This window comes from Leptolyngbya sp. 7M, from assembly GCF_018128485.1.
The window spans coordinates 2,698,658-2,724,706 of sequence record NZ_CP070897.1 but is presented as its reverse complement, the minus strand read 5'-3'; the positions used below and the strand labels follow the sequence as shown (position 1 = coordinate 2,724,706).

Genomic DNA, 26,049 nt, shown 5'->3' with positions numbered 1-26,049 from the left:
AGGCTCCTGATTGAGCTACTACTGCAAAATTAACATCGAAGCGCCCCAAAAGCATAAATTCTCTTTATTTTTAGCCTTGCCTGTCGATGCTTAAAATATCAGTGGTTAGAGACAGAAAATGATCTGTCCTGCTGAGTCTGGTTTGATTTGCCTGGTTTCAACTGTGTTTTTACAAATCAGCTTTTGTAAAGATTATGGTTTTAGCTTTGTAATGTTCATGAAGTCATATCTGTAAGGGAGACCATCATGCCCAGAGCTGTTTGGAATGGGGCCGTATTGGCCGAAAGCGACCGCTGCGAAATCGTGGAGGGTAACTATTATTTTCCACCTGATGCAATTCACGCTGAATATTTCAAACCCAGCGACACGCACACCACCTGTCCTTGGAAGGGGATTGCCAGCTACTACACGATTGAGGTAGACGGCCAAGTCAATCAAGACGCGGCTTGGTACTATCCCCAGACTAAAGATGCAGCTAAAAAGATTGAAGGCTATGTAGCTTTCTGGCGCGGCGTCAAGGTAGAAGCGTGAATATCTCTTAATCAGGAGACAGAATGCAGAATTCAGAAGCCAGAATAGTTTTTGACTCCTGACTCCTGACTCCTGACTCCTCCAAAGCAGCATAAAGGCACCAACGCATGAGTTTGCTAGCCTAGAAGCGGGCATACTAAACCGGCAACAGGCGCTCACAGCTTGTTTTGGCGGAGAAGTGCTAGGATGTGAGACTGGTCAGGCTGATCCCCCCCTTGCGCTTCACTCGCAACAGGCCGTTAGTTTGATAGAATGCTGCTGATTTTTCCTGTGAGGGACATGCAAGTAAGTCATCCGCCCACTCAGTCTGTGTCTATTTTGCTCGATACCCTTCCCGATCCAAAAGTGTCAGAAGGCGTCTGTCCGCGCCGCACTCGTCAGCAAATCGACTTTTTACTGCTGGCCATCGAAGCTTTGGAGTTGGGAGGTTCCGAGGCATTTCTCTCAGATGTCAAAGAGTTGGGGCTGCAAGATATTATCGATAATCGAGTCACGCTCTGGCGGATCCGGGCCACCAATTCCCTGCGGCGTAATAATCAGCGGCGTCCGCTCAGCTTTAAAGAAGCCAAGGCGCTGGTTGTGATCATCTGTCATCGGGCCAGACGGCTGACGGTGCTGATTCGTCAATTGCTAATGGTTTACGACCAGTTACTGGAAAAGCAGCTTTCTCCTGATCATCACCTGCGGCTATCCAATTACCTGGAGCGGTTCCGTGCTCACTTTCGGGCCAGAATGAATCCCAAACGAGCCGGTGTGATTGCTTACAGCAGTGATGAAAAATTGAACGAGTTAGCGTTAGAACTGCTGAGTCAGCTTTTGTTTTGTACTGGCACAGCGGGTGTGCAGCGGCTCTGGAGCAGTTTGTTTGATGGAGAAGTGGAATGACGATACAGCGCCAGTACAGCCTGCCAAACTGCAAGCTGGTTTTGCAGGGGTTGAGCAGCGAGACGGCTACGACCACAAGCGGACGCCCGCTGCTGTCGATGGTGACGAACGTGGAATGTCATTTGGCTGGGCAGAAAATGCCCCTGACCGGAGGACGAGCGTTTTTAGACAGCTTGGTGCTAGCGGTGAGTGACTATGCCCAAGGCTATCTGAGCGGCATTCGCCACCTGATCCACCGCGATCGCCGCCAGCAGACCGGATTGGTGCAGATTGAGCAGGTAGGCGATAATCTGCACCGTCTCACCGTGCAGCCAGAAGCAGAGCCAGCAGAGGTTCAAGCAATCGATCTAACCACTGTGCAGTTCTTTGACTTGGTAGAAGCGATCGACCAGATGGTTGCTGATGCCCAAACCTTACCTGACCTTGCTCCCAAGTTAGAGCCGCTGTCTAGACGCTATGTCGTTTCGCAGGAACCCATTGCCAAACGAGCTGCTCCAGCGGCCATTGGGGTAACTGGCTTGGCGGCTGCCGCGGCCCTGCTGTTCTATACCCGTCCGCGCAACACGCTGGATGAATATCTGGAACTGCACACGCTCGTCGAAAAAGTGCAGACCACCGAAACGCTGCCCTATTTTATTTTCCGGCTGATGCGGGGCGCTTATGTGTTTGAGAATTTGGCCTATCTGGAATTGCGCTATACACCCTATCTGCGCACCCCAGAGCATCTGAGCCAGTCCGAGCGCATCGAACTGATGCAGAGCATTGTGGAAGTGGTGGGTAAGGCCAGTCATGTGGGGGAATACCCGATTGTAACCAGCCAAATTCTCTGTATGCATACACGCCTGCCTTATGAGGTGAATCGGGCCATTGTCGATCTGGCTGCCCAAATGCCCCAGTATGTCTGCGGCATTGATCTAGCTGGAGGCGACAATCACTATGGGGCGCGGATGGATGAATACATCGAACTGTACAGCTATGCTCGCTCGCTCGGTATCAACACTACCGGCCATTTGTATGAAACACCGGATGGCTGCCATCCCGAACTGCTGCCCTACCTGATGCGCATCGGTCACGGGATTCAAATTCCGTTAAAGCACCCCGAACTGTTACCGCAGGTAGCGAAGCAGGGCCAATGTTTGGAAGTTTGCCCGACTACCTATCTCAAAACCGGCACGCTGCAAAATCTGCATCAGCTTAAAGTGGTGTTCGATCGCTGTTTTGAAGCTGGAGTAGACATCGCCATCTGTACCGACAACGCCGGCTTGCACAATGTCCGCTTGCCGTTCGAGTATGAGACGCTGCTAACCCACGACATCATCGGGTTCCGAGAGCTACAGGCGTGTCAGGAGGCCGCCTTCCGGCATGCCTTTGCCTGGAAACACCAGCAGCGGCCAGAGTCAATTCTGAGCAACATTTTGCGATCCGAGCAGCCAGAACAGCCAGAGCGTTTGGAGCTGAATGTGGTTCGTTAAATTGATGGAGAGGGAGAGTGATAGAGGGAACATGGTTCGACTCTATCACTCTCCCCCCATATTATTTACCGATTGCTTAAAGGGTATCGTGAATGCTTTCGACAACCTGCTCAATAAAGTCAACTGCATCGCTTACTAAGGCTTCATCAATGTACCAACGGCTGCCGATACCAAATGTAGGATCTATATCAGCTTCATGAGCAATTTTGTTCCTCCGGTCAACTATTGCACTAAGTTGTTGCTTCACATCTTTCGCAGATTTACCTAATCTCGTAGCAACTGCATCCCACAGTTTCTTATCTGAAATCAGCCTAATAGCATCAGCGATTTTGTCAGGCTGTTGAAAGCTCTGATATCCAAGGCGTTCTCGGATCTCATCTTCCAACCAAGAGGTATTGTTAAGCCTGTTCAAAACACCACTTGCTATAACCGGGAGCAAAGCCGAGACTGTGTGAGACTGCTGCAAGAACGAGAAACCTTGACTTTGTTGAATCTCATTTTCTAGCCAAGTAGCAATATTCATTGCTGTCAATCTGTCTTGTCTCGCGCCTCCCAATGAAACTTGAAATCGAGAGAATGCGGATTGAGCACTATTGGGTGGAGGATTAGGTTCAGAGCGCTGCCCTCTATAGATCTCCAGCATTCCTAGGGTTACAACCTCATGAACATAGTAATCTAAAGCACTCACAGCCAATACTAGAGCAGCTTCAAAATGTCTGATAAATCCAAGGCAGAAGTAGACTGAGCCTTAACAGAGTTATGAATAGAAATCAGATCTCGTACACGAGCAATGCTGATTCGGAATTGATCAAGCGCTGACAGCATAGGTAGCAGACGTTAACCCAATAATCTTATCTGCTAAGTCTGAAAATGTTTGATGAAACTCAGCTTGCTTTGCCTGGTTCTTCTGGAGCACTACTCCTGTTTGCCCTAATTGCTCAGCAGTGAGAGCATAAATGGGAGTTTGATGCTTTTGGGAGAGGGCAATGAGGCTATTGAAGTTGGAAATTTTCGTTAGACAGAAATTGCTATCAATGCCTTGTTCGGCATAGAGCCGCTCAGGCAGCAGCATATCGTTCTGACGTAAAACTGGAACCAGTTTAGAGGAAACATCTTGCTTAATTTTTTCAATCCAGGTCTCAAAAGCAGCAGTTTCCTTGCCACGAATAATCCGAAAGTTTTGCACGATAATTCCTAGGAAGCGCAATGTAATATCGGGGAATGGATACGCAGCCTCTCTAAGAATCTGAAGTGAACTAGCCATCTTTGCCCAGGCATGCCATTTCGGTAAAACTTTAGCCAAGGAGTCAATTGCCATTACCGAAAAGAAATCAGCAGTAGTAGGAACAATGAAAAAATCACTAGTCATCAAGATATTTTGATTGATTGCTCCTAAGCTAGGACTCATATCAATCAGAATATAATCTGCATCAAACTTTTGGGCCGTTTTTTCTAACAAATCCGTAATAGAGCCTGGTAAATTTTTGAGAGCCTGAATTGAACCACTCAACTCCTGGGCAATGCCTAGCGTGACCTCATATTCTGCAAAACCAACGTGACCAGGCAGGAGAAATAGTCGCTCTTGGCCTTCTAGCGGAATACAGTCTACTGCCTCAATCGCTCTTGGTTGGGACTCAAAAGCTGGTGCCAGACCTGATTTAATATTTGAATGGGTGTTGTAAATTGCTGCTATTCTGTCTTCATCATTCTCTGTTTCTTCTCCCAAAGCCACACCAGTCAGGTTACATTGAGGGTCAGCATCTACGAGAATCATCCTTTTCCCTTTTGAGGCCAGCATCCAACCCAGGTTAAATGTGGTAGTGGTTTTACTGACTCCACCTTTGTGATTGAAGAGAGCTATTTTTTGAACCATTGTACTTGCTGCCTCCAATTCCCTAACTTTAGTTCTCAGTATAGCTTGAAGTTATATTGGCTTTATCGATAGAAGAACTTCCCTGTAAAATTTGAAATACTCCTCAATATCACTATCGCATAGCCTAGAACAACCCAACAATCCAACCATAGCCAATCCCGATTGTAATCAACGTTAAGGGTAAGCCGAATCGAAGGTGATCAGCGAACGAAAGACGGTATCCCATTGCTCCTGCAGCTTCTGCCATAATCAAATTTGCCACCGCGCCAAATAGAGTGAGGTTGCCCGCCAGGGTAGAACTCATCGCTAGCAGCAGCCAGGATTGGGCATCATCGGGTTGGATCAACGGCTTTAGCAGCAGCACTGCCGGCACATTCGAGATCAGATTGGACAAAACCGTTGTCACTGTGACCAAACCAAAAGAGGAATTAGTCCAGCCGCTAAACCATTGCAGTAGATTTAACTCCTGAGTGCAGCGGGTCAAGATGAATAGCCCCGAAAACATCACTAGCAAATCCCACTCAACTCGCCGCAAAATGCGCTGTGGTTTAAGTCTGCGGGTAATCAATAACAATGCTGCTGCTACAAATGCAGCTTCTGCCAAGGGTACACCAACTACAAAAGCGATCAGCAGCGCAACGGTAATTACAATCGATTTAATGAACAGAGGTTTATAGATTCGGGGACGAATTAGGGGACAGCTCTCACGAGGTTTGAGAGAACGAATCTCTGGATACAGCAGCCACAATAATATCAGCTGTACAACTAAACTAATCAGGGCCACAGGAGCTAACGCTTGAGTGAAACTGAGATAGGAGATATTCGAGAATGAACCAATTAAAATATTTTGAGGATTACCGTTAATGGTGGCCACGGAGCCTATATTGGTCGCAGCGGCCAAAGCTAGCAAATAAGGAATCGGATTTACACCCAAGGTTTGAGCCAACGTTAAGGTCAAAGGTGTGAATACAATCGCAATCGTGTCATTTAGAAAGACAGTAGAGAGCAAGCCACTACCAAAGGTGAGCACTACCAGAATGCCAAAGGGATGAATCACCCGCCAAAAGAGTTAAACACTTGGCTCGGTCTTGAACGAAGGGGTTATGGTAAACTCCCCTGGCACGAACAGGATACGACGGGATCAGCATACGGCAAGCAACGCCCACATCCGGCAGTTCACTTGAATTCAAATTCCTCTCCGATCCCATCAAGATGTGCGATCTCGTCTGTTACAAAGACAGTGCTAGACGACGGGTCGAACACGTAGCGGTTGTTGCTTACCGTGAAATCATACGATACGCCAACCCGAACCCCGTCAAACCGGTAATAGCCGAATGTGTTCGTGCGAACGGTCGGGGCGACCCCAGATATATCAGTGATGGTTACACCTACATTTCGAATGGCTTGCCCGTCGGCTGTTGTGATCCGGCCGCCGACAGAAACGCTCGTTACAGGTGCTGCCACGTCCGCAAGCGTCCAGTTCGAGAAGTTTGTAACATTTAAGACCTCAACAAAATTTGCAGATTTACTTCTTGAGCTTTTTAAGAGTTCCGCAGTACCGGAGGAAATTCTATATGCCGAGAAGTTTGGCTCAACGCCGATATAGTCCGAATCTTGGTAGCCGAAATAGAGATCTGCTAAGGTAACCCCGCCGCCGGGATTTTCGATCTGCCACCAACGCCCCGCACGGTTTTCGGGCAAGCCTTTCGCCGGTTCTGAATACGCGCCCTAGCTGGCTTTTATCAAGACATTTCCCTCGCCGGAGACGCCTTTTATCGCAACGGGCGAATAGCCGTTTGGCGTGCCGACCTCAAAGTTAAAGGTCTCATTCGGAGCGACACAGCGAACAAGAGTCGATTGAATAAAACTCGATTCATCCACGCCCATAATTCCTTTCTGCAGGCAATTTGTGATGGTCAGCGTGCTACCTGCGCCGATGGTCGGGTTCCGCCGTTCAGTATCAGATCATTCAAAACTACATCCCCCGAATTCATCTGAACATTGCCCGAATCTATAGGAATCACAGCCTTCGAGTTGACAGCAGGAACGCTTCTGTTTCCCAATTCGAGCTGGTGTGCCAATCGGTTGTTGCCGCATTCTCTTTCCACACCTACATATACAACATCGCAAAATTTTTATTTGCGGTTCCGTTGGCAAGCAGAAAATTGCCGGCTATAAATACCTGGTTGTCTGACCTGGCGCTTCCCGTTACGTTGCGAGCGATCTCGATCGAACGCGGATCGCCTGTTTGGAAAAAGCCGCCGTGATAAGTTCAATTAATTACCAGAAAAACGAATCCTCTGGCGAAATCATTCAATCCGTTGTTGCCTAACGCCGTCCAGGTGTTGGTTATGGTATTGTAGCGAGCAATATGCCTTAAACCTGATGAGGCAGATGCAAACGGACGATTAAAAACCGCTGACAGTATTACACCCCAGATAGCCGTGAGCATCGATCTTGTTCAAGGCATCGGAATATAAGCACTCGGTACTGGCTTGTCACCCGTTGAACCGAAATTGAATATCGATGTTCCTGCAGTTGTTCGATCGATAAACCAGGTCGTGGTCGCTGGGCGAAAAACGGCCGGGTCAAACCTTCCGTCCCCGTCATAGTCTGCCGGTGCCGGGATGTCGCCGTTCGAGCCCCATGGGAAGCCAAAGAAAGAGTTATCTTCAGATCTAAGGACATACCAGAAACCTATCGAAGGCCGCCAGAGAGCAATGTCCGCCTTTCCGTCGCCGGTATAGTCGCCCTGCACAGGTAGGTCCGTTGAGAGCCCGAACTGAAGTGCAGTTACTGTATTGTCCGAGCTTCGTCGGTACCACCATTCTCCAGGACCAGGACGAAAAATGGCGATGTCGTCCCGTCCATCACCGTCGTAATCTGCGACGACCGGCTTGTCTCCTGAACTTCCGAATTGCGAAATCTCAACGTTGCCGTCGCTTGAACGCAGAACAAACCAAAGAGCGGCGGATGGGCGAAACACGGTCGGATCGAATATGCCGTCACCGTCATAATCGGCCGGTGTTGGGATGTCACCGTTCGAACCAAATGGGAACGCAAAGAATGAAAAATCTTCTGAGCGAACCACGAACCATTCACCGGTCGAAGGACGCCACAACGCCATATCAGCAACTCCGTCTCCGGTCCAGTCTCCCGGTGTTATTCGGTCAGTTGATGTGCCGAATTCAGCAGCAAAAACGCTTCCGTCAGAGCTTCTCAGGAACCACCATTGCCCAACTGAGGGCCGATAGATCGCGACATCGGTGAGGCCGTCACCATCGAAGCTATTTGGCGTGTTCCTGATACGCACACAATTTGAAAACTCGGAAGTATTACCGTCGTCGTCGATCGCGGTCGCAGATACGCAACGTCCTGATTGCATGTTGTTCGGGACCATTACGGTGAAGTTGGTTTGGCAGCTTGCAGGTACATTAATGCTCAAATCGCCAAGCCACGTTTGTCCTTCGCCATAACCTGTTGGATCCGCTGTCTGATTGGCATAGAAACTGAGGTTATAGTTGGCGTTCGGAACGCTATTAAAGCTACCGACTACGCGAATGTTGTTCCCGATGCGAGTTGCGGTTGAGATGATGGGGAAATTCTGCAGGGCATTAGTTCCGGTGTCAATATCACAGAGGTCATTACCTGTAACTCCGTCACCGCCGAGATCTATCCCCAGACCGCCGTTGTCGGATATCTCGTTGTAACTGAAGACATTATTTAGATCGAATTGGCTGGTAGTAGCCAAATTTATTCCTGTTCCTCCGTTGGACCTTATACGATTGAAACTAACGTTATTATCCATCGGAGCATTCTCAAGACGAATGCCGTCACCCTTATTGCCAAAGCTCTCGCTGTTCTTTGGGCTAGCGCCTACGTAGTTTCCCTGAATATTTAAATTGCTTCCGTTGCTTACCAATAAACCGTGACTTCCGTTACCGGCAATGGTATTAAAGGTTATACTTGCACCTTGGGTGGCCCCACCGAGATCACTGCTTATCGACAGCCCTACGCCGCCGTTCCCTATTACGTTCTCGTTGGCTGCATCTGTTCCGATGAGGTTGCCCTCGATGATATTATTCCGACCCTGTGGATTCATGTAGTAGTTCGGCCCTATTCCGTTCATCACAAGCCCCCGAAATACACAATTGTCCGTCTGGGATCCCGTAAATAAGTTTGCAGGTACACCAGCGTTGCCAGAGATCTCGACGAGGCCAGCCAGCTGTGTAGTGCCATCAATAACGACCGGAGAGAATATCCCTATTCCGGGACCACTAGTGGTTGGTACCCCTTCAACATCTATGTCAAAGTTGATCGTGTGTGATCCCGGTTGGTTGTTTGCCTCTTCGATCGCAGCGCGAAGAGTACAGCCGCCGTTGAACGTAAGACAAAAACCATCACCAGGATTTGCGTCCGGATCGATGAGAGGCGAATTTACAACATAAGTCGCCATGGGCTCAGTTTGAATTATTGCGGGTGTTGCTGAACCGTCTTCCAGGATCACAAGGTCGCTCAGTGCGTCCACGTTCAAACGCATAGGTAAGATAGCGTTCAAATCCTGTTTTGCATCAAGCGAGGCTTGGAGTCCGAATGCCTGTGATGCAAGATCGGCCGTTTCAGATCCATTTTGTGGGCCTATGAAGTCACTTGTGAGAAGATGGATACGGCTATTTGATCCGATGATCAGTGTGTCGACTGGCCGAGCCGAGACCCTCGCTGTCAGCATTATTGGTTTACGCTCGCTTGTGGAACTCTCCGAGCCGATCGCCGCACCAAGATCAATTATGCGAGAACTTCCAAACGAATTATCTTCTTCCTTTTCAAATAAATGAAGTCTTCCGTCATCGGTCAAAAGTGCGATTTCCGACGTATGTTTGGAACTTTTGATAAAATCGCCCACGCCATAGTCAAGAACTCAATTTTCGCCTAGAAGCCTATAATTTGCAAGCCATTCACAGTTTACGTTCAGAATGAGAACGTGTATGTAAAACCCGGACTCTTTCCGCGGATCATCAGGAATGTAATTGCGTGTGTTTGGTTAAAAGTGTATGTTATGCCGGGATGCACCTTTACACCATCGAACTGAATTAGCGATGTCAGATCCTCACGAAAGCGTATGTTCAGGCCGCCTATTGTCCGAAAACGCTTTTCGTGAGTTCCGTAAACAAGCCCGCCGTAAGGTGCGATGGGCAAACCGGTCCAATGTTGGAGGTCCTTACTTAATGTTGCATAAAATGAAGAGCTTCCGCGAGGGGTTCCGATACGGTCGCTGCTGATCCCCAGGATCAGCGCAGGGCGATTTACGGTCTCAGTAATAGGAATGAACGTTACCAGCGGATGGGCCTCGTTCACCTTTGGATTGTACTCAATACCGATGTGAAACTGTGGATGTAGGCGATAAATGAACGTTGCGCGTACCGCGGCTCGATCGACCTGTCCGGTCAGCAGCCGCAGTCCGGCGGTGAATCTTTTGGGGTTATCGGCCGTCCCCCGGACAGCCTGGCCCTCGCCCGGTCAGACAGGTCAGGCAGGGACGAGCGAGGCATTCTTTGTTAGCTCTTTTACAGCCTGTTTTGCAGTTTCCTCTGCTTTTGCCACCTGTGGTAGCAGGAGTTTATCCAGCTCTTTGCGTAAAACGTCAGGTTTGATCATTCCGATCTCGCGCCAAACGATCTTTCCATTCTTATCGATGATCACTGTTGCTGGAAGGACCTCCCCAACCCCGAATCGGACCATATCATCAGTCGTTGCGCCAACCCAGACCGGGAAATTCACCTTTACTTCGCGGATGAATCTTAATACCTTCGCGGAATCTGCAAGCTCATCCCCGGCGGCACCGATCACCTGAACACCGAGAGCCGCATAATCATTCTGTATTGCCGAAAGATCTGGCATTTCCTTTCGACAGGGCTCGCACCATGTGGCCCAAAAGTTCAATACGACGATGCGGCCGCGATAATTCTCAAGCGATTGCACGGAACCGGTCAGATCTTTTAGGGAAAGCACCGCGTCGTCAGAGACTGGAATTGGTTTCGCAGGTGTTTCATCCAAGATCTTTAGTGAGTTTACGGAAAGTATGCGCTTATCCTTGGCAATCCGAACTGTACCCTCAACCTCAACAAATTTAGGGACGAGATCTAAGAAATCTTTACCGTTGGGTTTGAAAGCCCCAGGCTCAAGCTCATAAAGTGTGAAACCCTTTTCATCCTCGACCGCGAGGGCCTGCGGCACACCTTCTTCGGAACAATCTACTGCGCACTGAATGTCCGCGGCATTGCCGTACTTGGTTTTCTTGCGGTCTGGAGCTTCGAACCAGCAAACGGAACAGACGACTTGGCCTTTAAGTTTGACGGTCGTGCGGTCCTGAGCGACTGTGATGCCAGCGATCAACACCATCAAAAAAAGAAATGAGATATATCGCATATTCAGCAGATGGGAACTCCCTTTAGGAAGCTCCCATGAAAACAAAAAACGATTAAGATGCGCCAGATCAGACATCCGTATCCGATTTGCCCTTGCAGCACGCGCAATCATCACAACAGTTTTTGTAATCGGTTGCGGATATTGTGGCGGCGCCTTCCTTTTTCTTCAGTGGGCAAGAATCACTACAGCAATCCTTAGCCTCATGACTCTTGCCGTCCTTAGCTTTCATCGGACAAGAATCTCCACAGCAACTATGGCTATCTTTTTCCGCGTGGTCTTTCTTGTTATAGTCGGCAGAACCGTCGTGTTTCATCTTCGACCTCATCGGACATGAATCGCTGTTCTTGCAGCAAGAAGAGCGTTCGGTCACGACCGGAGATGTGGACTGGTTGTAGGCAAACGCAGCGATCGCTAAGAGCAGCGTCGCTATTGCGGTGAGGAGGAAAAGTGTTCTATGTTTCATTATGTTTTACTCCTTGCCTGGCTTAGTATTGTGCCAGGCGATATAAACGAATCCCAAAAGCCGCCAAGGCGGCCATCCAAAAAAGCTTAGAAGGGAAGGTCTAGATCAGGAGCACGCGGAGCTTTATTCTTTCTACGCGACGGTCGAGCGGAGGGCCACGATATAAAACCCTTCCGAAATATAATGACCGGCGGCTAATTTCTGGACTTTGTGTAGGCGATGGTGCAGACGCCAGAACGAAGGATATAGGTTGGATCTCGAATTTCGATACTGATGGGGCGGAAACAAACGTGACCGTGAGCGGACAACAGTCCAAGCGCTCGCTGTGTGCTGCAAATGATGATGAGAGATCTTCGGTCGAGGCTTCTCTGTGAATTTCCATTGCCTCACCCCTCGGGCAGTGAGGGGCAGTGGCTTGCTGCTCGCTTTCAAATGCTTGACAATACGCCACACAAAGTGCACCGATTCCGTTCAAACAAACGAACGCGATCAAAAAGATCGAGACAAGCTTTAATGCTATTGTGCGGGCTTCAAACATGGCGACGATCCCATCAGTGCTGTGAAATATGAGGCCCCGAACCAAGAAACAAGTATATCATCATATTGTCATACATTGAACCGAAAATCGACGACGTCGCCTTCCTGCATAATGTACTCTTTGCCTTCCAAGCGGGCGAGGCCTTTTTCAGCGGCTGCCTTTCGTGAGCCGGACGCGACAAGGTCTTCATAAGAGACGATCTCAGCACGAATAAATCCACGTTCGATGTCGGTGTGTATCTCACCTGCTGCTTGAGGAGCTTTCGTCCCGATCGGGATAGTCCATGCCCGAACTTCCTTCTCGCCGGCGGTCAAAAAGCTCATAAGGCCGAGCATATGGTAAGCGGCCTTGATCATTTTATCTACGCCGCTCGATTCAAGTCCGAGATCTTTTAGATATTCGCTGCGCTCGGTTTCGTCAAGGGCCACAAGCTCCGCCTCAAGTTTTGCACAGATCGGCACGATATCGGCATTCTCCTTGGCAGCGTGCTGCATTACTTTCTGCACGTGTGGATCCGAAGCCGGATCGGCGAGTGTGGTCTCATCAACGTTTGCGGCATAGATGGTAGGCTTTGTTGTCAGCAAGAACCACTTATTCACTATCTCCCGATCCTCATCCGAAAGCGATGCCGAACGAACAGGGCGTCCTTCTTCAAGCACGGGCAGCAACTTTTCGATGATATCGAGTTCGCGGGTGGCCTCTTTATCGCCGGATTTTGCGGAACGTCCGGCCTTGTCTCTGCGCTTTTCAATAGACGCAAGGTCGGCAAGAGCAAGCTCGATCTGTATCGTCTCAATGTCGCGAACAGGATCGACAGAGCCTTCTACGTGGACAATGTTCTCGTCCTCAAAACATCGTACGACCTGGATCACCGCGTGCGTTTCACGGATATTTGCGAGGAACTGATTGCCGAGACCTTCCCCTTTTGAAGCTCCGCGAACCAGACCGGCAATGTCAACGAATTCAACCGTTGCGGGAACGACCTTTTGCGCCTTGTGCAATTTTTGCAAAACAGCCAAGCGTTCATCCGGAACGGCCACGACGCCAACGTTCGGCTCGATAGTCGCAAAAGGATAATTGGCCGCAAGCGCGGCTTCCTGTGCGGTCAGTGCATTAAAAAGTGTGGATTTCCCGACGTTCGGCAATCCGACTATACCGGCTTTGAGCATAATTTTCACATCCGTCCGCGTTTTAAGCCGGACGACAAATCTTAGATTCTACAAGGAACATACAGAAACTAAAATCTGCCGTACAAAAAAGGCGAGGACAATGCCTAGCCTTGAGTGAGCATTCCATCAAGGAGGAGTCAGACTTATGCCGCGGGCGAAAGCTGCTATGACCGCCGAACGGGATGATCACGGGCACGCGAAAGAATGGAAGCCGATGACCATCGGCATTGAGCGGATGCACTTGGAAGAAGATGCCGGGAAGAATGTGCACGAAGGCCTTCCCGATACCGACAAGTATTCTTATATTGATCTGAATCGTGCCGGAACGCCGCTTGGTGAAATAGTTACAAAGCCAGACTTCCGCACATCATGGCAGGCATATGATTATGTGAATCATGTCCGCCGGGTATTGCAGTGGGTCGGGGCCAGCGATGCCGATATGGAGAAGGGAAATCTCCGATGTGAGGCCAATGTTTCGGTGCGAAGGATCGGCGAGACAGGTTTTAATAACAAAGTCGAACTAAAGAACTTGAATTCTGTGCGGTTCATGCAGAAAGCGATCGAGTTTGAGATCGAACGCCAGATCGCAGCACACGAATCGGGTGAAGGAGTTAGTCAGGAAACCCGCCTTTGGGATGAGCAAAAACAAGAAACAAGGATCATGAGGTCAAAAGAGGACGCTCATGATTATCGCTATTTTCCCGAGCCCGATCTTCAGCCCTTGGAAGTGTCGGTCGAGTTCATTGATCGTGTAAAGGCTGCGATGCCGGAACTTCCGGACACGATGCGCGATCGATTCATAGCGACATACGGGTTGAATTATTCAGATGCCTCACAATTGGTGGGAGATCGCGGCCTTGCTGAGTATTTTGAGACCGCTGCCCGTATCTCAGCAAATCCGAAGCTTGCTGCAAATTGGGTACTCGGCGAGTTTACGCGAGAATTGAACAATTCAGGTAAGACCGCGGCGGAAAGCCTAACAACGGCTGAGGACCTCGCCGAACTCATAGTTACTGTCGAACAGGGAAAGATCAATAACAATCAGGCTAAAGAGGTTTTTTCCGAGATGTTCGCAACGGGTAAACCTGCAGCAGAAGTGATCGCTGAAAAGGGGATGGAACAGATCTCCGATCCTGCCGCGATCGAAAAATTTGTTGACGAAGTAATAGAAAATAACGAGAATCAGGTAACCGCTTACAGGAACGGAAATGATAAATTGTTTGGTTTTTTTGTAGGCCAGGTTATGAAGGCCTCTGAAGGTAAAGCCAATCCGCAGATCGTACGAGATCTTCTTCAAACAAAGCTGAAGCTTTGAGGGGGGTAATCCAATGTTAAGGTCGTTCACTGCAGCAGGCGTGCTTTTGTATAGTATAGTAGCCTTTGATCCTCCAACTGTCATTTCACAAACTCAGAGCCTCCCTCCAGCTCTAAGAAGAGCTGCCGGGAATCCCGATCAAGATTCATATCGGCAAGTTCAGATCCAGCGCACACTCGAAGGTCAGCGGATCTCGGAGATGCGCAGGATGGAGCAGACAGCACGGGCTGATACGTCTGGCCTCTCGAACGATCGCTTTGAGATCAGCGAGAAGGATCGCCGACGCTTTGCCCAAATGATGGAGCCTTCGCCGGATGTAAAAGCAGAGTATAAAGACTTTTTAAAACAGCCGCGAACCGGGATATTCCGGATCTTTCCTGCTTCAGAGTGCGATGAATGGAGAGTAGTAAGGGTTGATGGCCACTGTCAAGACCACGTCCCGGGCGGTTCGAGCAACACGTTCAGACCAGGTTCGTCAACACCTGATATTCATTATATTAACGGCTCATTCTTTGCTGATGGATTTTTTTCATTGTTGATAATGACGGAACTTGGCAGTATGCCAATTGAGAGCGTTGGACTTCATACCCAAGGAGTCGAGTTCCTAAATTCCTTTGAGCCTAAAGTGACACACCGAGGAGCCTCAGACCAAGTGAAAGAGATGGTTTCGGGCATTCAGGCCGGAGGGCGGACATACAGCAACAATGTTGATGCAAATCTTGGAACGACCTATGCCCTCAGGATCGTTGCCTACAGGAACGAGAACAATCTTGAATCAAGGATCGACCCTGAAAAGGACCCCAACATCAAGGAGCTTGAAGGCTTCTGGCTGATCAGGCAGGATAAACGATACGACGTCCTCATTGCGTTCCGTGTTGTTCGGGAGGATGCGAACGGCAGCCTTACCATTGTTTGGAAAGAACTTGCCCGAAAGAAAAGCCCGCTTATCAATTTTACCAGAAATGAAAAAATGTCCGATATCCGCTAACGCACGCAAGCGGTTTGGGAATCATACGGTTCAACAGAATTCCTATGGAGCTGACGGATAAAGTTGCTGTCGTAACGGGCGGCACTAAAGGTATAGGCTTCGCGATAGCGGAAAGCCTATTAGGTGAAGGTTCACGCGTGATGATCTGTGGCCGCAACAAGCGTGACCTTAAGGACGCTTCCGAACGTCTTGCCGTTCATGGGTTGCTCGAATCAGAACTATGCGATGTCCGTAGTGAGGACCAGGTGCGGATGTTGCTTGATGAAAGCTCAAGAAGGATGGGCGGTCTGGATATCCTAATAAACAATGCCGGCGTCGGATACTTTGGGAAGACGGTAGATGAGATGTCCGGTGAAGAGTTTAGGCAAACTTTGGAGACAAATCTCTTTGGCGTTTTCTACGCGTGTCGATATGCCATTCCTTTAATGAAAGAGCGCGGTGGCGGATATATTATCAACATTTCCTCCCTTGCGGGGCAGAATGCCCATCCGAAGATGGCAGCTTACAATGCCTCGAAATTTGCTCTTAATGGATTTACCGAGGCGCTGATGCAAGAGGTTCGTCACGATAATATCAAGGTCAGTTATATCTGTCCGGGCAGCGTAAATACTGCATTCGGCGGCGATGTGCCGAATCAAGAGAAAATGTGGCAGCTGCAGCCCGCGGATATCGCGCGGGTCGTCATAGATCTTTTACAAATGCCAGAACGTGCTTTGCCGAGTAAAGTTGAGATCCGACCTTCTAAGCCACCGCGCCGCTTCTGACCATCATTAGAACTTCTCTTCATCAATCTCGTACTCGACCACGCCCGGTTGAACGCGAGAAATCAGATCCCTAATGATCTTCTTCAATTCCTCTGTCTCGAAGGGCTTGACCAGATAGCGATTTGCTCCGATCTTTGAGGCAAAGGAACGATGTTTTTCATCGGCACGAGATGAGACGATCACGATCGGGACCACAGAGAATCGATCGGATGCCCGCAGCCAGCTTGTGAGCTCAAACCCATTAAGTTCAGGCATCTCTACATCTGACAGGATCAACCGCGGGGTCAGGCCGCCCTCCAAAAGCTTCACTGCCTCCTGGCCGTTGCAGGCTTCCTTAAGACTCCATTCTGAATTCGAGAGTGCCGATATAAGTTTTCGGCGCGCGCTAGGGCTATCGTCAACTATAAGAATATCTGTGGAGCGATCCGAATATGTCTCCAGTCCCCGACCCTGCACTATTTGGGTAATATCGCGTGTGCGGATGATCGAGTCAATGTTCACAATTGGAAGGGTTGAGCCGTTCGAGGGATGCGCAGTAGCAAAAAGCGTATCCGAATCTCCGGTTCGCAATTCTGCGAGATCGATGAACATCTCCTCAGTTCCTAGATATCTGTCAACGATCAGCGCCCATTCCTCATCCCGGATCAAGGCAATGAGTGCTGTTCTTTCCTCTATGGCTTTTTGATCGTAATCGGTGCTGCCGGCATTTGAAAGATCCAGAGCCGGAATGTCTTTAAGAAGTGATATGAATCTCAATTCGCCCTCGCGAAGCCGAATGTCGTAGTCAGATGAACTGACCACCTCACTTATGAAGCCAGCCGGGATCCCGACCTTATTACCGGTCACTTCTACAACTGCGACCGCGAGCGTCAAAGGACGCAAGGGAAGGTTGATAACGAATCGAGTGCCGAGCTGCGGCGTGGTTTCTACATCGATCGTACCGCCCAATGATCCGATACCGGCTTTGAAAACAGAAAACTGCCGAAAAGAGTTGTCGCAACCTGTGCGAAAGAAAGATTTGCTGTATCCATTTGTTTTGTTTCCTTAGTCGCGAATCCAGTCTGTTGTTTCCAATTCCGAATTCAGAGGAGCCCGAAATGCTGCTCGCCTGTCCGTCTCGGCATCGAACTTGTGAGACAGCCAGCACTCGGGTTTGCTCAGGCGTAAGTAGTTGAGGGTTCCAAGCAATACCAGGAACGTAAATAAACCAAGGGGAAACCCAAGCGGCACGTATCCGAACCAAAGGCCGAACACGAACGGAAGCAGATATGCCACCCCGGTCGGGATGAGGATGTACTTCCAGTCGGTCGAGTAAACCCCGAATCTCTTTAGGCCGCGAAAGACATTAGGCCGTGTCGCTCGTCGTCTCATGTGTCCTCCTTTAGAAATTTGTATCGATTCCAACTGCACGACCCTGAGCAAGCTGCCAGAAGACGGCTACGATAGTTCCGAAGGCGAACGAGAGAAGGGAACCGAAGGCCTGGTTTCCCCATTCCTTCCCGGTCATCTTGTTGTAGATGGCCCATGCGACACCAACCGCACCAAGGCAAAAGAGAATTATTGCCATCAGTTTTAGTGCTTCACGGATGATGTTCGAGAGGTTGCTCGCATCGCCGGTAAAGATCGGCCCCTGGGCAAACAACGCGGTTGAAAACAGCAGCATCGCGGCAACCGGTGCGAATCCGGTAACTGCCGTTCTTATCGTTTTGATCAGTTTCTTCATACTTGTCCTCGCAGAAATAAGTTCTCTTGACGGCCCCTCGTCATAAACCTAGTGACCGTCAATGACTCGACACGCTCTGCAAGGCTCGTGCCGTTTACGTGAAGAGTGTGTTGGCACATCGCTTGCGAACGCCCCGCTTCATGCGAAAACAAAATCACATCGTTGCTGTTCTTCTGCTGTTCGGACTTCTCATATGTCCGCTTGCGATCTCATCTCAATCCCGCTCGACATACACAAGGACATCTCTTTCGAAGATGGATGTATTTTCACGAGCCGCACTATTCGAGCGGACGATAGCCGATGCCGCGCGAAAAGAGGGCGTCGATCCGCTTATCCTGTGGGCCATTGCCTATAACGAGACGCGATTCCGGCCGTGGCTGACGAGTCCTAAAAACGCACAGGGGTTGATGCAGTTCATACCGGCAACTGCCTCGCGGTTTGGACTTGCAGATCCGTATGAGCCGAAAGCCTCGATCTATGCGGCGGCAAGGTATGTGAAGTATCTTGGTGGACTTTTCAACTGGCAACTGGAGTCTGTTCTTGCTGCCTATAATGCAGGCGAAGGCACTGTTTTAGCGTATCTTCACGGCAGGACGATCCGTTCAAAAGACAAGCTGATAAATTCTACGGGACGACGAACGCCGGGCGGAGTTCCGCCCTATCGCGAAACGATCAACTATATTTCGCATGGCGTAAAGGTACATCGCTGGCTAAAGCAGCAAGGCCGGCTTCGCGGAGTTTGGAATGAAACCGAGATCGAGACCTACGCGACTAGTCGAACAAAACCACTGAAGAAAGATGCTTCAGATGAAAACGATACCGCGAGTACACCGGCAATGACAGTACTCTATGATCCTCGCACAGGCAGCCGTTTTCTCGTCGATAACGGCGGGCAAGACAACTTGCGGCCGATCGACCGGGGCGGGCCGGTCATAATATCACCCGAGGTTCGAGGCCTTCCTTCTCAGAAAGCGAGGTCGACTTTCGCCGGAATCAGCAAACCCTGAATAGAGCAATACCTGGTTCATTCTTGATTCTCGCTGGCTTGATGCCGCACCAGTCGGCTTGATTTCACTCCAGACGAAGGCAGGATCAACGCGAAAGCCCGTAATTTTCTCCGATCTCGCTCTGGCATTGCTTTTGCAAAAAAGACAAAACGCGGGGCGACCACATTAAACGCCGCCTGAAATAATGATGAAAGACAAAACCCTCGAATCAAACGTATCTGATAGTGCGGCAGATATTTCCCGTTCGCCGCTTTATTTAGCTCGCGATCCCGAAGACATATTGACGATCTCATCGCTTTTCAAAGCGGTATGGGTCCTTCTGATCATCCTCACTCTTAGCGTCGGGATCAATATATTCCTTTCATTAAGAAAAGCTGATCGGATCGTGATCGATAAGTCGTCGGGGCGAGTCATTGAACTCAACAATCGCGACTACGGTTCGACGGAGACGGTAAGTATCGCGCCCGATACGACGACAAACACGGATAAGAAGTATCTCGTAAAAGAATTCCTGACCGCGTTGTATGAAGTCGAGCAGTCCACCCGCGAAGCACAGGTGAACAAGCTTTTGCGAATGCTCGATCCGGATCTCTCGATCGCAATGGCGGGACGTCTTAAACAGAACGGCGTGCTGGCGGCCGAAAAGGTCGAAAGCGTCAACTCGTCATGGGAACTCCAGGACCTGACCGTTGATGAGAACGATCCTTATGTGCTCCGAGCTATCGGTATTCGAAAGATACGCCGAAAGGCCGCCGGGCAGGACGTCGAAGAATCGGTGCAGCTTAAGTGCAAGTTCCTGCTCAAGGACAGCCCGTCTTCGCCGGTAAGGAACGACAACAATCTCAGAACCGGATTCACGATCCTGCGGTTCAGGGTTGAGCCCGTGAACGGTAAATCCGTCTCCCCAATTACACTCATCGCGGATGAAGCCGAGCAGGAGACTATGTCAACTTCGGCGGATCCAGAACAGAATCAATGATCTTTCAAATGGAATAAACGCTTAACAATCTTATGAACATTCAACTTTCGAAACTCGCACTTGCCGCACTACTTCCGGCGATCATCTTTTGCGGATGGTCAACATCAGCGGCTCAGTCACGTCCTACTGTAGGTAAACAAAAGGCGATCAGAACGAACAAACCTAGACTTTTCCCCAAGCCGGCTGTCGAAGCTCCTGCTAAGCAACTCCTGTCTCCGCAAGCGGCTCCGGTCGAGATCGTCAATCTGGCCGAACCCGATTATCTGTCGGGCGAGGCCAGCGTGACGGTCAATCCCAAACAGCCAACCGTAATACGCCTCGGGCTGGCGCAGAACGCGGTTTCGATCATTGAATTCCCGGCGGCGGACGGCATTTATTACATCCACGAAGGTAATCCGAAATTTGCTTCAGTCTTTCATTCCCCGACAAAAGAGACCGACCGGTCGATCACCGTCTATCCGGGAGAATCATTCCTGCCTTCGCGTGACGGCTCGACAGCTGCCGCGATAAGCCTTCAGATGCGGTCCGGGCTTGTGCTGATACTTGAGTTCATACCAGTCGCCGATGTGAGAAAGAACGCTCACCGATGTGTTATCACATATGACCGCGAGGCTGTGATCTTAGCAAGAAGAACCGCAGGGCTGGCTTACGATCTCGGCGGCGAAAACCCTGCTGCACCACCATTGAGTTCAAGAGCCGTCTCGAAACTGGTCGGTTCTAGCCCTGTGCCGGAAAACGAAAAGGTTCCAGAAACGCTTGCTTCCGTCGAGCATCCGATCCAGTCGGCCTATGCGAACTTGAACCGAGCAGGAGGAACAAAGGAGAAGAGGGGACGGAAAATGTCCGAATCCGCAATATCATCCCTTGCCAACAAGAAGCTTGCCGAGGCCATACGAGATCCAAAAAAGAACCTGGGTGCATGGTCAAAGCCTCAGCAAGGCCTTGAACTAGCTGCCTCGCGTATCAATGAACTCGATTCGGAAACGCGGCTCGTCGTTTTCGCGATACGCAATGTTACCGCATCGAACCTGAGACTTGTTCCCGGTTCGCCCGAACTTCAGGTACAAACAGTTGATGCGGGCGGGAACAGCATTCAAACGACCCCGCTGGATGCTCAATATATCGAGTCGGAACGTCCCTGTTGCTCGTCGGAGATCTTTCGAAGATAGAGGCCGGAATTCGCGAACTGAACCTAGGGGAGGTCGTGATACTTGACGTTGAGGGCAAGTTGGTAACTCGTTGACCATAAATACTCAGGCATTTTTCCTCGCTGGAGACTGTCTTAACGGGCGGTCTCTTTTTTTGATTGCCTCGAGTGTGAGTGCAAATCTCCAGAGGTTTGGTCGTTACATTTACACCAAAAATGATGTGACAGATCGTACCGATCCGAATGGTTTAGCGCCGTTCGGCCAGGTATTCGTTTGATTTTTCTTTATGCCATTATCCAGTTGAGCGGCGTCAGATCTGCGATTAGTTATCTTGACGAATGTTGTTGCAATTTCAGCCAATATCAGTTATCAAAGGGCAGGTTCAGATAACATAGTTCGGAGGTGCTTAGAATGAAGCGAACTCTTTCTGCTGTTTCGCTGTGTTTCGGTTTGTTGGTGATCGCTTCGGTTTTTCTGGGTTACTCCACTTCGGCATCCGAACCCGACGCCATCGATTTTCTTTTGAATCTTCCGGCGCCGCCGCCGCCCAATCCGGCGGTTACGCTTTCAGGCGGAATCAGGGCGCCTGAATTTTACGATCCTAAGCGTCCGCCCGCAGAGAATGCTCCGATCGACGATCTGCTTGATTATTGGGAGCGGCAGTATCTCTCCGCGACCACTAACGAACTAGCGTTTTTCCCAAAGCCATCGCCGCGAGTAATGGCCAGATTATTGGGCGAGGCACGAAAGGATCACGATACGGCATTTAGAATGATGAACGTATTCCGGAATGATGCTGAGGGCACCCGTATCGTCAGCGATGCATATGACGCGGCGATCCGCAGCGGAGAGTCAGATCCGGATGACCTATTGCAAGTCAGAAACTGGCTTACATATAACAGTTCTCGATTTATAGACGAGCTTGAGGCGAAGGCTGCCAGGTATGGACCGACCGGGGAATATGTCCGGAACCACTGGGAAATGCTTGCTCTTGCGAGGCAAGATTGGGAACGCGCAAAGCCTATAGTTGAACGTGCGTATATGGATACGAATGGCGTTGTGCGCGTTGGCGCAGCGTGGGCACTTTATCGGAATGCGCTTTCTGGAAGCTCGATCTCGGATGCAGATCGATATCGGGATGAGCTGAAAGCAGTCGTTGAGGACCGAAACGCGACCCCGGCAATGCGTGATCTTGCCTTGGATGCGCTTGTCGGCGAAGCTGAATGGCCCGGCCGCGATGAATGGTATTTTTCGCTGCTTGGGGACGAAACACTTGCTGACCTAAGAATAAACGGAAGCACTTATACGGGCCTTTCTACAATAATTCAAGTTTCGCCACCGGATAAATATCGCGACCGAATGATAGAACTTGTCGCCGGCGGCGACAAGACCACCCGCAATGCCGCTGCACGCAATCTGCTTGTTAGTTTGCGATATGAAAGGAATGAGGAGGCTATCCGTGCCCTGCTTCCATGGCTGACCGATCCTGATTGGGTAAACATTCCTGAAAATGATGGCCGCGGAGAGGTGGTACGGGCGCTCACCGAATTGAAGGTACCGGATAGCGTGCCGGGGCTTATCCACCTGTTGAATGAACAAAAGCGGCAGAGTTCCGGCGGGATCATGGGCACGGCCACAATGGCGGCTAATACGGTGGCTAACTCGGCAAGGACAACGTCTTCGGCGGCGAATGTAAATGCCGTGAATCCAGCGGTTGCGGATGATGACGAAGACTACGACCGCTTCCCGTTCAGATATTCAGCATTGGCGGCACTCGTAAAACAGGCGGATGCCCGCGCGATCCCGGCATTACGCAGACTGTTGAACACAACCGAGGATTGGGAGCAGGGAACCGTCCTGAGAGCCCTCTATGCTTCCGGTGGTTTCACTATAGAAGAGCAGGTTACAGGGATCGAAGCCGCAGCACGAAATGCCGAGCTATTGGACCTGCCGGTTAGTTCGTTCCATTCTGCCAATACTAATGCCAGTGCGGGGTCGTTTTCCGTGCCTCCGGAATTGTCTGGCGAATCTGGTCTTAGAGTGATGTTAGGACTCCATCTGTCGCAGATGGAATCCGTAAGCGAGGAGCTTGTTCGTGCAGTGGTGGACCGGGTTGGGACTCTCAGAAGGCCCGAACCAAAGGTCGCAAGTGCGATGCAGCAGCTTACGCTGGGTTGGAAAGGACCCGCAATATACTCATTTCATCTTCGTGATCTTAAGAACGGGATCGCTGATGGGAACGAGATCCTAAAGCTGCTCGGCGAACGTGCTGTGATTCGAGAGCAGCAGCCTAGCGACATTTATGACCTTCGTTCGGGCAGTGCGATGGGTATCGGGATAGCCGGCTGTTTGCTTGAGGACACGAATGAAATGGCCTCGCTTCTTTCGGGCGATAACCGGGTCGCCGTAACCGCTATGCTTGCCTGCGCACGCTTGCTGCGTTTGCCGTTATCGGTCAGTCAGGTAGCACCTTTGCTGAAGTCATCGGATAAGCGTCTTGCCGAAGCGGCAGAGCGATACCTTGAGTCGGAGGACTCAAAAGAAGCAAGGACGGCGATATACGCCCTGTATCCGAATAGCGCACGGATCACCGGTGCTACCACGTTATTCGCTTCTAAACCCGTCGGTAATCCATGGACCGATGCATTGAATCGTGTATTTTCATCAGTCAGCCCCTATTACGCTTCTTCTTACTATGCGAGCTCCGCAGCGGCCGCCGAGGATTTCTCTTCGGTCGAGGAAAAACTCCGAAAAGAAGTACTTGATGACGAGAAACTTCTCGGTGTTTACAACTACGGGGCCTACTATCTCCGGATCTATGCGGACCGCATAACTTTCGCGGTTCAAGAAGATGCGTCCAGGTATCGAGAACGTGCGATAACGCAGGAAGAATTCGATCATCTCAGGAACTACCTGACGCGATATCGCGTTGATGAACTGCCGCCGTTCCTTGCCTGCCCGATCGGATGTGAATCACGCCAGCTGCTGATGCTGGGACGCCAGGGCGGGCGCCGGGTTTTCGTCAAGGCCAACAGAATGCCCGAATTCTTCAAAGGGCTGGATCAGTATTTCGCCCAATTGGCAGAAGGTAAGCTTTCCCTTAAATACGAAGCATCAAAGGAACTTCCCGGGCTGGAGGTTCTGTACGCCAATGAGGGCCTCAGCGTCGAAACCGTTTGGAAGAAGGGCGATGACATCCGCATTTTTGTTATGAATAGGTCTGTCCGCGAACGTGTTGACAAGGAGATCGAAAACGAGCTGGCAAAAATGACCTCCGCCATCGAAGAAGATGATAAACCAGACGAGCCTTCGGACGACGCCCCTACGCCGTGGCAAATAAGGACCGAGATGATCCGAAAGCGGCAGTTTGAGGGCCTTGGCTGGTTTGGATTTGCCGACAGCGGATTAACGTCATCGGTTGCCGCTCCAACTGATGTCGGATTGCCTCCATTTAGAGACACGCTGAGCGTGCCAGCCCGCTTTGAACGCTGGAAATCAGTTGCCGGCGCGCTCGAGATACGCGCCGACGAAGAAGGACTTTATCGTGTGCAGGCAGGGCGGATTACAAAGATCAAGAGCGGCCATTATGAAGAACCGGTCATTTCTGAGAACGGACGCTGGACTGTCGTTACTAAATACAACCAATATTACTCGCCGACGCTAGTGCGTTTGAATCTTCAGACCGGCCGTGAATACGCGATCGACCTGGGTGAAGATAGCGAAAAGATGCCGATCGTTTATATACCGACGGTCAATCGATTCCTGCTTGGCGACCTAGATTACAGCAGTCCTGACCATATAAACGAATATGGCCCCGAGTCCGGACCCAGGATTCACCGGCCAAGATATTCTGATCTGCCGGTAAATCAGGCACATCAAAATGCAGCTCGATCGCAAATCGCTCTCCGGCCAAGGCGCGATCATAACAGTCTTTCCAGCGGGGCTGTTGTGCCACCGGCAAACAGGTTATCAAATTTAGGCCAGGGCACAAGTTGAGGTTATACGCTTTCGCAAATTGCTGTTGGCAGGCCGAGTTCCAGACAATTAATTCGTACTGGTGATTGACCGACCAAACCGCATCCAGCGTGTGCTCGATTAAAGCCGTTAAATTTGCCGCTTTGGAATCCATGGGAGTTGTCACGTTCAGGGTTGATTTTACTAATGTGATTAACTCTGGAGTGGCAATTTGACGACTAGGCAACACTAATACTGGTAAGCTTCCTACCTGCTGCAAGAGTTCCGTCAGGGCCGATGTTTGCTGAGTGGGAAGGGAATCAAATGTAATCAGCAGGTCCCATTTTTGATTCGCTAGGGCTAGGGAAAGCGTTTCGAATGAATCAACCCATTGCCAGCCCAGAGCACAACCGTTTTCTACCAATGCCCGACTGATCTCTGCTGCCTCTTCAATTGAATTGACCCAAATTAATCCCTGCCGCAGCGATTGACTCACCGCATTCCCTCCTTGCACCCTGATGGCAGTAATGGCGTATCTGGCGTATCTTATGGATGAAGTAGCTAAAAATAGCTGAAGTAGATAGTGTAGATGGTTGATTGAACGTCCTCGCCGCAGTCATGAGCAGTCACAATGGCTAGTCACAACTGAGGAACTGAGAAACGCGCTGGTTTAAGGAATGTATCTAAATGTTTCGATCAAACTGGGGCTAAGGCAAAAGGTAGAAATTACTGAGTAGGTCAGTATCTTCACGGAAACATTAACTTTCAGTTCCGTAAAATTACAGGTCGGGGTACCGATCCATTCTCTGGAGAC

The 26,049-nt window shown here is 50.2% G+C and carries 25 protein-coding genes; 11 read left to right on the top strand and 14 right to left on the bottom strand.

Features of this window, described 5'->3' with window-relative positions:
- The first annotated feature begins 246 nt into the window (after window positions 1-246).
- The 3 genes from JVX88_RS13230 (at window position 247) to JVX88_RS43035 (ending at window position 2,888) form a co-directional block, all read left to right on the top strand.
- Complete coding sequence (locus JVX88_RS13230; protein WP_211627724.1) at window positions 247-531, top strand: DUF427 domain-containing protein; 285 nt, start codon at window positions 247-249, stop codon at window positions 529-531.
- 252 nt (window positions 532-783) lie between these two features.
- Window positions 784-1,416, top strand: a complete 633-nt coding sequence (locus JVX88_RS13225) for a DUF3038 domain-containing protein (protein WP_317134630.1) — start codon at window positions 784-786, stop codon at window positions 1,414-1,416.
- The gene (locus tag JVX88_RS43035; protein ID WP_225931401.1) at window positions 1,413-2,888 is read left to right on the top strand and encodes a DUF4335 domain-containing protein; all 1,476 of its coding nucleotides are present in this window, start codon (window positions 1,413-1,415) and stop codon (window positions 2,886-2,888) included. Before JVX88_RS13225 ends, JVX88_RS43035 begins: the two co-directional genes overlap by 4 nt.
- Window positions 2,889-2,964: 76 nt before the next feature.
- Here the strand turns inward: JVX88_RS43035 and JVX88_RS13215 are convergent, their stop codons facing one another.
- From JVX88_RS13215 to JVX88_RS13195, 5 genes are all read right to left on the bottom strand, one after another.
- Window positions 2,965-3,576 (bottom strand): HEPN domain-containing protein, encoded by a 612-nt coding sequence (locus tag JVX88_RS13215; RefSeq protein WP_263975519.1) that lies wholly within the window; start codon window positions 3,574-3,576, stop codon window positions 2,965-2,967.
- 120 nt (window positions 3,577-3,696) lie between these two features.
- Window positions 3,697-4,761: a ParA family protein gene (locus JVX88_RS13210; protein ID WP_211627723.1), complete on the bottom strand. Its 1,065-nt coding sequence runs from the start codon at window positions 4,759-4,761 to the stop codon at window positions 3,697-3,699.
- Window positions 4,762-4,885: 124 nt separating this feature from the next.
- Window positions 4,886-5,818, bottom strand: coding sequence for an SLC13 family permease (locus JVX88_RS13205; protein ID WP_211627722.1), 933 nt, complete (start codon window positions 5,816-5,818; stop codon window positions 4,886-4,888).
- A 119-nt stretch (window positions 5,819-5,937) separates the two neighbouring features.
- Window positions 5,938-6,462: a carboxypeptidase-like regulatory domain-containing protein gene (locus tag JVX88_RS13200; RefSeq protein ID WP_211627721.1), complete on the bottom strand. Its 525-nt coding sequence runs from the start codon at window positions 6,460-6,462 to the stop codon at window positions 5,938-5,940.
- 27 nt (window positions 6,463-6,489) lie between these two features.
- Window positions 6,490-6,648, bottom strand: a complete 159-nt coding sequence (locus tag JVX88_RS13195; RefSeq protein ID WP_211627720.1) for a hypothetical protein — start codon at window positions 6,646-6,648, stop codon at window positions 6,490-6,492.
- Window positions 6,649-6,833: 185 nt separating this feature from the next.
- Here JVX88_RS13195 and JVX88_RS13190 point away from each other — a divergent pair, with 185 nt between their 5' ends.
- Window positions 6,834-7,028 (top strand): hypothetical protein, encoded by a 195-nt coding sequence (locus JVX88_RS13190; protein WP_211627719.1) that lies wholly within the window; start codon window positions 6,834-6,836, stop codon window positions 7,026-7,028.
- A gap of 194 nt (window positions 7,029-7,222) precedes the next feature.
- Here JVX88_RS13190 and JVX88_RS13185 read toward each other — a convergent pair whose 3' ends face one another.
- The 6 genes from JVX88_RS13185 to ychF form a co-directional block, all read right to left on the bottom strand.
- Complete coding sequence (locus JVX88_RS13185; protein ID WP_211627718.1) at window positions 7,223-9,664, bottom strand: right-handed parallel beta-helix repeat-containing protein; 2,442 nt, start codon at window positions 9,662-9,664, stop codon at window positions 7,223-7,225.
- 65 nt (window positions 9,665-9,729) lie between these two features.
- Window positions 9,730-10,116 carry a hypothetical protein gene (locus tag JVX88_RS13180; protein WP_211627717.1) on the bottom strand — a complete coding sequence of 129 codons (387 nt, stop codon included), beginning with the start codon at window positions 10,114-10,116 and terminating at the stop codon, window positions 9,730-9,732.
- Between the two features lie 171 nt (window positions 10,117-10,287).
- Window positions 10,288-11,187, bottom strand: a complete 900-nt coding sequence (locus JVX88_RS13175) for a TlpA family protein disulfide reductase (protein WP_211627716.1) — start codon at window positions 11,185-11,187, stop codon at window positions 10,288-10,290.
- A gap of 67 nt (window positions 11,188-11,254) precedes the next feature.
- On the bottom strand, window positions 11,255-11,650 hold the full coding sequence (locus JVX88_RS13170; RefSeq protein ID WP_211627715.1) for a hypothetical protein: 396 nt from the start codon (window positions 11,648-11,650) through the stop codon (window positions 11,255-11,257).
- 100 nt (window positions 11,651-11,750) lie between these two features.
- Window positions 11,751-12,188, bottom strand: coding sequence for a hypothetical protein (locus JVX88_RS13165; protein WP_211627714.1), 438 nt, complete (start codon window positions 12,186-12,188; stop codon window positions 11,751-11,753).
- Between the two features lie 68 nt (window positions 12,189-12,256).
- Window positions 12,257-13,360: a redox-regulated ATPase YchF gene (ychF, locus tag JVX88_RS13160; protein WP_410503784.1), complete on the bottom strand. Its 1,104-nt coding sequence runs from the start codon at window positions 13,358-13,360 to the stop codon at window positions 12,257-12,259.
- 142 nt (window positions 13,361-13,502) lie between these two features.
- On the opposite strand from ychF, the gene gatB reads away from it, so the two are divergent.
- Genes gatB through JVX88_RS13145 form a run of 3 tightly spaced genes read left to right on the top strand, consistent with a single transcriptional unit; the run spans window position 13,503 to window position 16,424 of the window.
- On the top strand, window positions 13,503-14,672 hold the full coding sequence (gene gatB / locus JVX88_RS13155; RefSeq protein ID WP_211627712.1) for an Asp-tRNA(Asn)/Glu-tRNA(Gln) amidotransferase subunit GatB: 1,170 nt from the start codon (window positions 13,503-13,505) through the stop codon (window positions 14,670-14,672).
- 13 nt (window positions 14,673-14,685) lie between these two features.
- Complete coding sequence (locus JVX88_RS13150; protein WP_211627711.1) at window positions 14,686-15,660, top strand: hypothetical protein; 975 nt, start codon at window positions 14,686-14,688, stop codon at window positions 15,658-15,660.
- Between the two features lie 14 nt (window positions 15,661-15,674).
- Entirely contained in the window at window positions 15,675-16,424 is a 750-nt protein-coding gene (locus JVX88_RS13145; RefSeq protein WP_211627710.1) for an SDR family oxidoreductase, read from the top strand.
- Between the two features lie 6 nt (window positions 16,425-16,430).
- Here the strand turns inward: JVX88_RS13145 and JVX88_RS13140 are convergent, their stop codons facing one another.
- The 3 genes from JVX88_RS13140 to JVX88_RS13130 all read right to left on the bottom strand — a co-directional run bounded on the left by JVX88_RS13140 (window position 16,431) and on the right by JVX88_RS13130 (window position 18,147).
- On the bottom strand, window positions 16,431-17,372 hold the full coding sequence (locus JVX88_RS13140; RefSeq protein ID WP_211627709.1) for a response regulator: 942 nt from the start codon (window positions 17,370-17,372) through the stop codon (window positions 16,431-16,433).
- A gap of 96 nt (window positions 17,373-17,468) precedes the next feature.
- Complete coding sequence (locus JVX88_RS13135) at window positions 17,469-17,795, bottom strand: hypothetical protein (protein WP_211627708.1); 327 nt, start codon at window positions 17,793-17,795, stop codon at window positions 17,469-17,471.
- A gap of 10 nt (window positions 17,796-17,805) precedes the next feature.
- A complete protein-coding gene (locus JVX88_RS13130) occupies window positions 17,806-18,147 on the bottom strand; it encodes a hypothetical protein (protein WP_211627707.1) in 342 nt (113 codons plus the stop codon).
- Between the two features lie 140 nt (window positions 18,148-18,287).
- On the opposite strand from JVX88_RS13130, the gene JVX88_RS13125 reads away from it, so the two are divergent.
- From JVX88_RS13125 to JVX88_RS13110, 4 genes are all read left to right on the top strand, one after another.
- The gene (locus JVX88_RS13125) at window positions 18,288-19,154 is read left to right on the top strand and encodes a lytic transglycosylase domain-containing protein (RefSeq protein WP_211627706.1); all 867 of its coding nucleotides are present in this window, start codon (window positions 18,288-18,290) and stop codon (window positions 19,152-19,154) included.
- Between the two features lie 184 nt (window positions 19,155-19,338).
- Window positions 19,339-20,133 carry a hypothetical protein gene (locus tag JVX88_RS13120; protein WP_211627705.1) on the top strand — a complete coding sequence of 265 codons (795 nt, stop codon included), beginning with the start codon at window positions 19,339-19,341 and terminating at the stop codon, window positions 20,131-20,133.
- Between the two features lie 32 nt (window positions 20,134-20,165).
- Window positions 20,166-21,302 carry a hypothetical protein gene (locus JVX88_RS13115; RefSeq protein WP_211627704.1) on the top strand — a complete coding sequence of 379 codons (1,137 nt, stop codon included), beginning with the start codon at window positions 20,166-20,168 and terminating at the stop codon, window positions 21,300-21,302.
- A 390-nt stretch (window positions 21,303-21,692) separates the two neighbouring features.
- Window positions 21,693-25,277: a HEAT repeat domain-containing protein gene (locus tag JVX88_RS13110; RefSeq protein ID WP_211627703.1), complete on the top strand. Its 3,585-nt coding sequence runs from the start codon at window positions 21,693-21,695 to the stop codon at window positions 25,275-25,277.
- Window positions 25,278-26,049 lie beyond the last annotated feature (772 nt).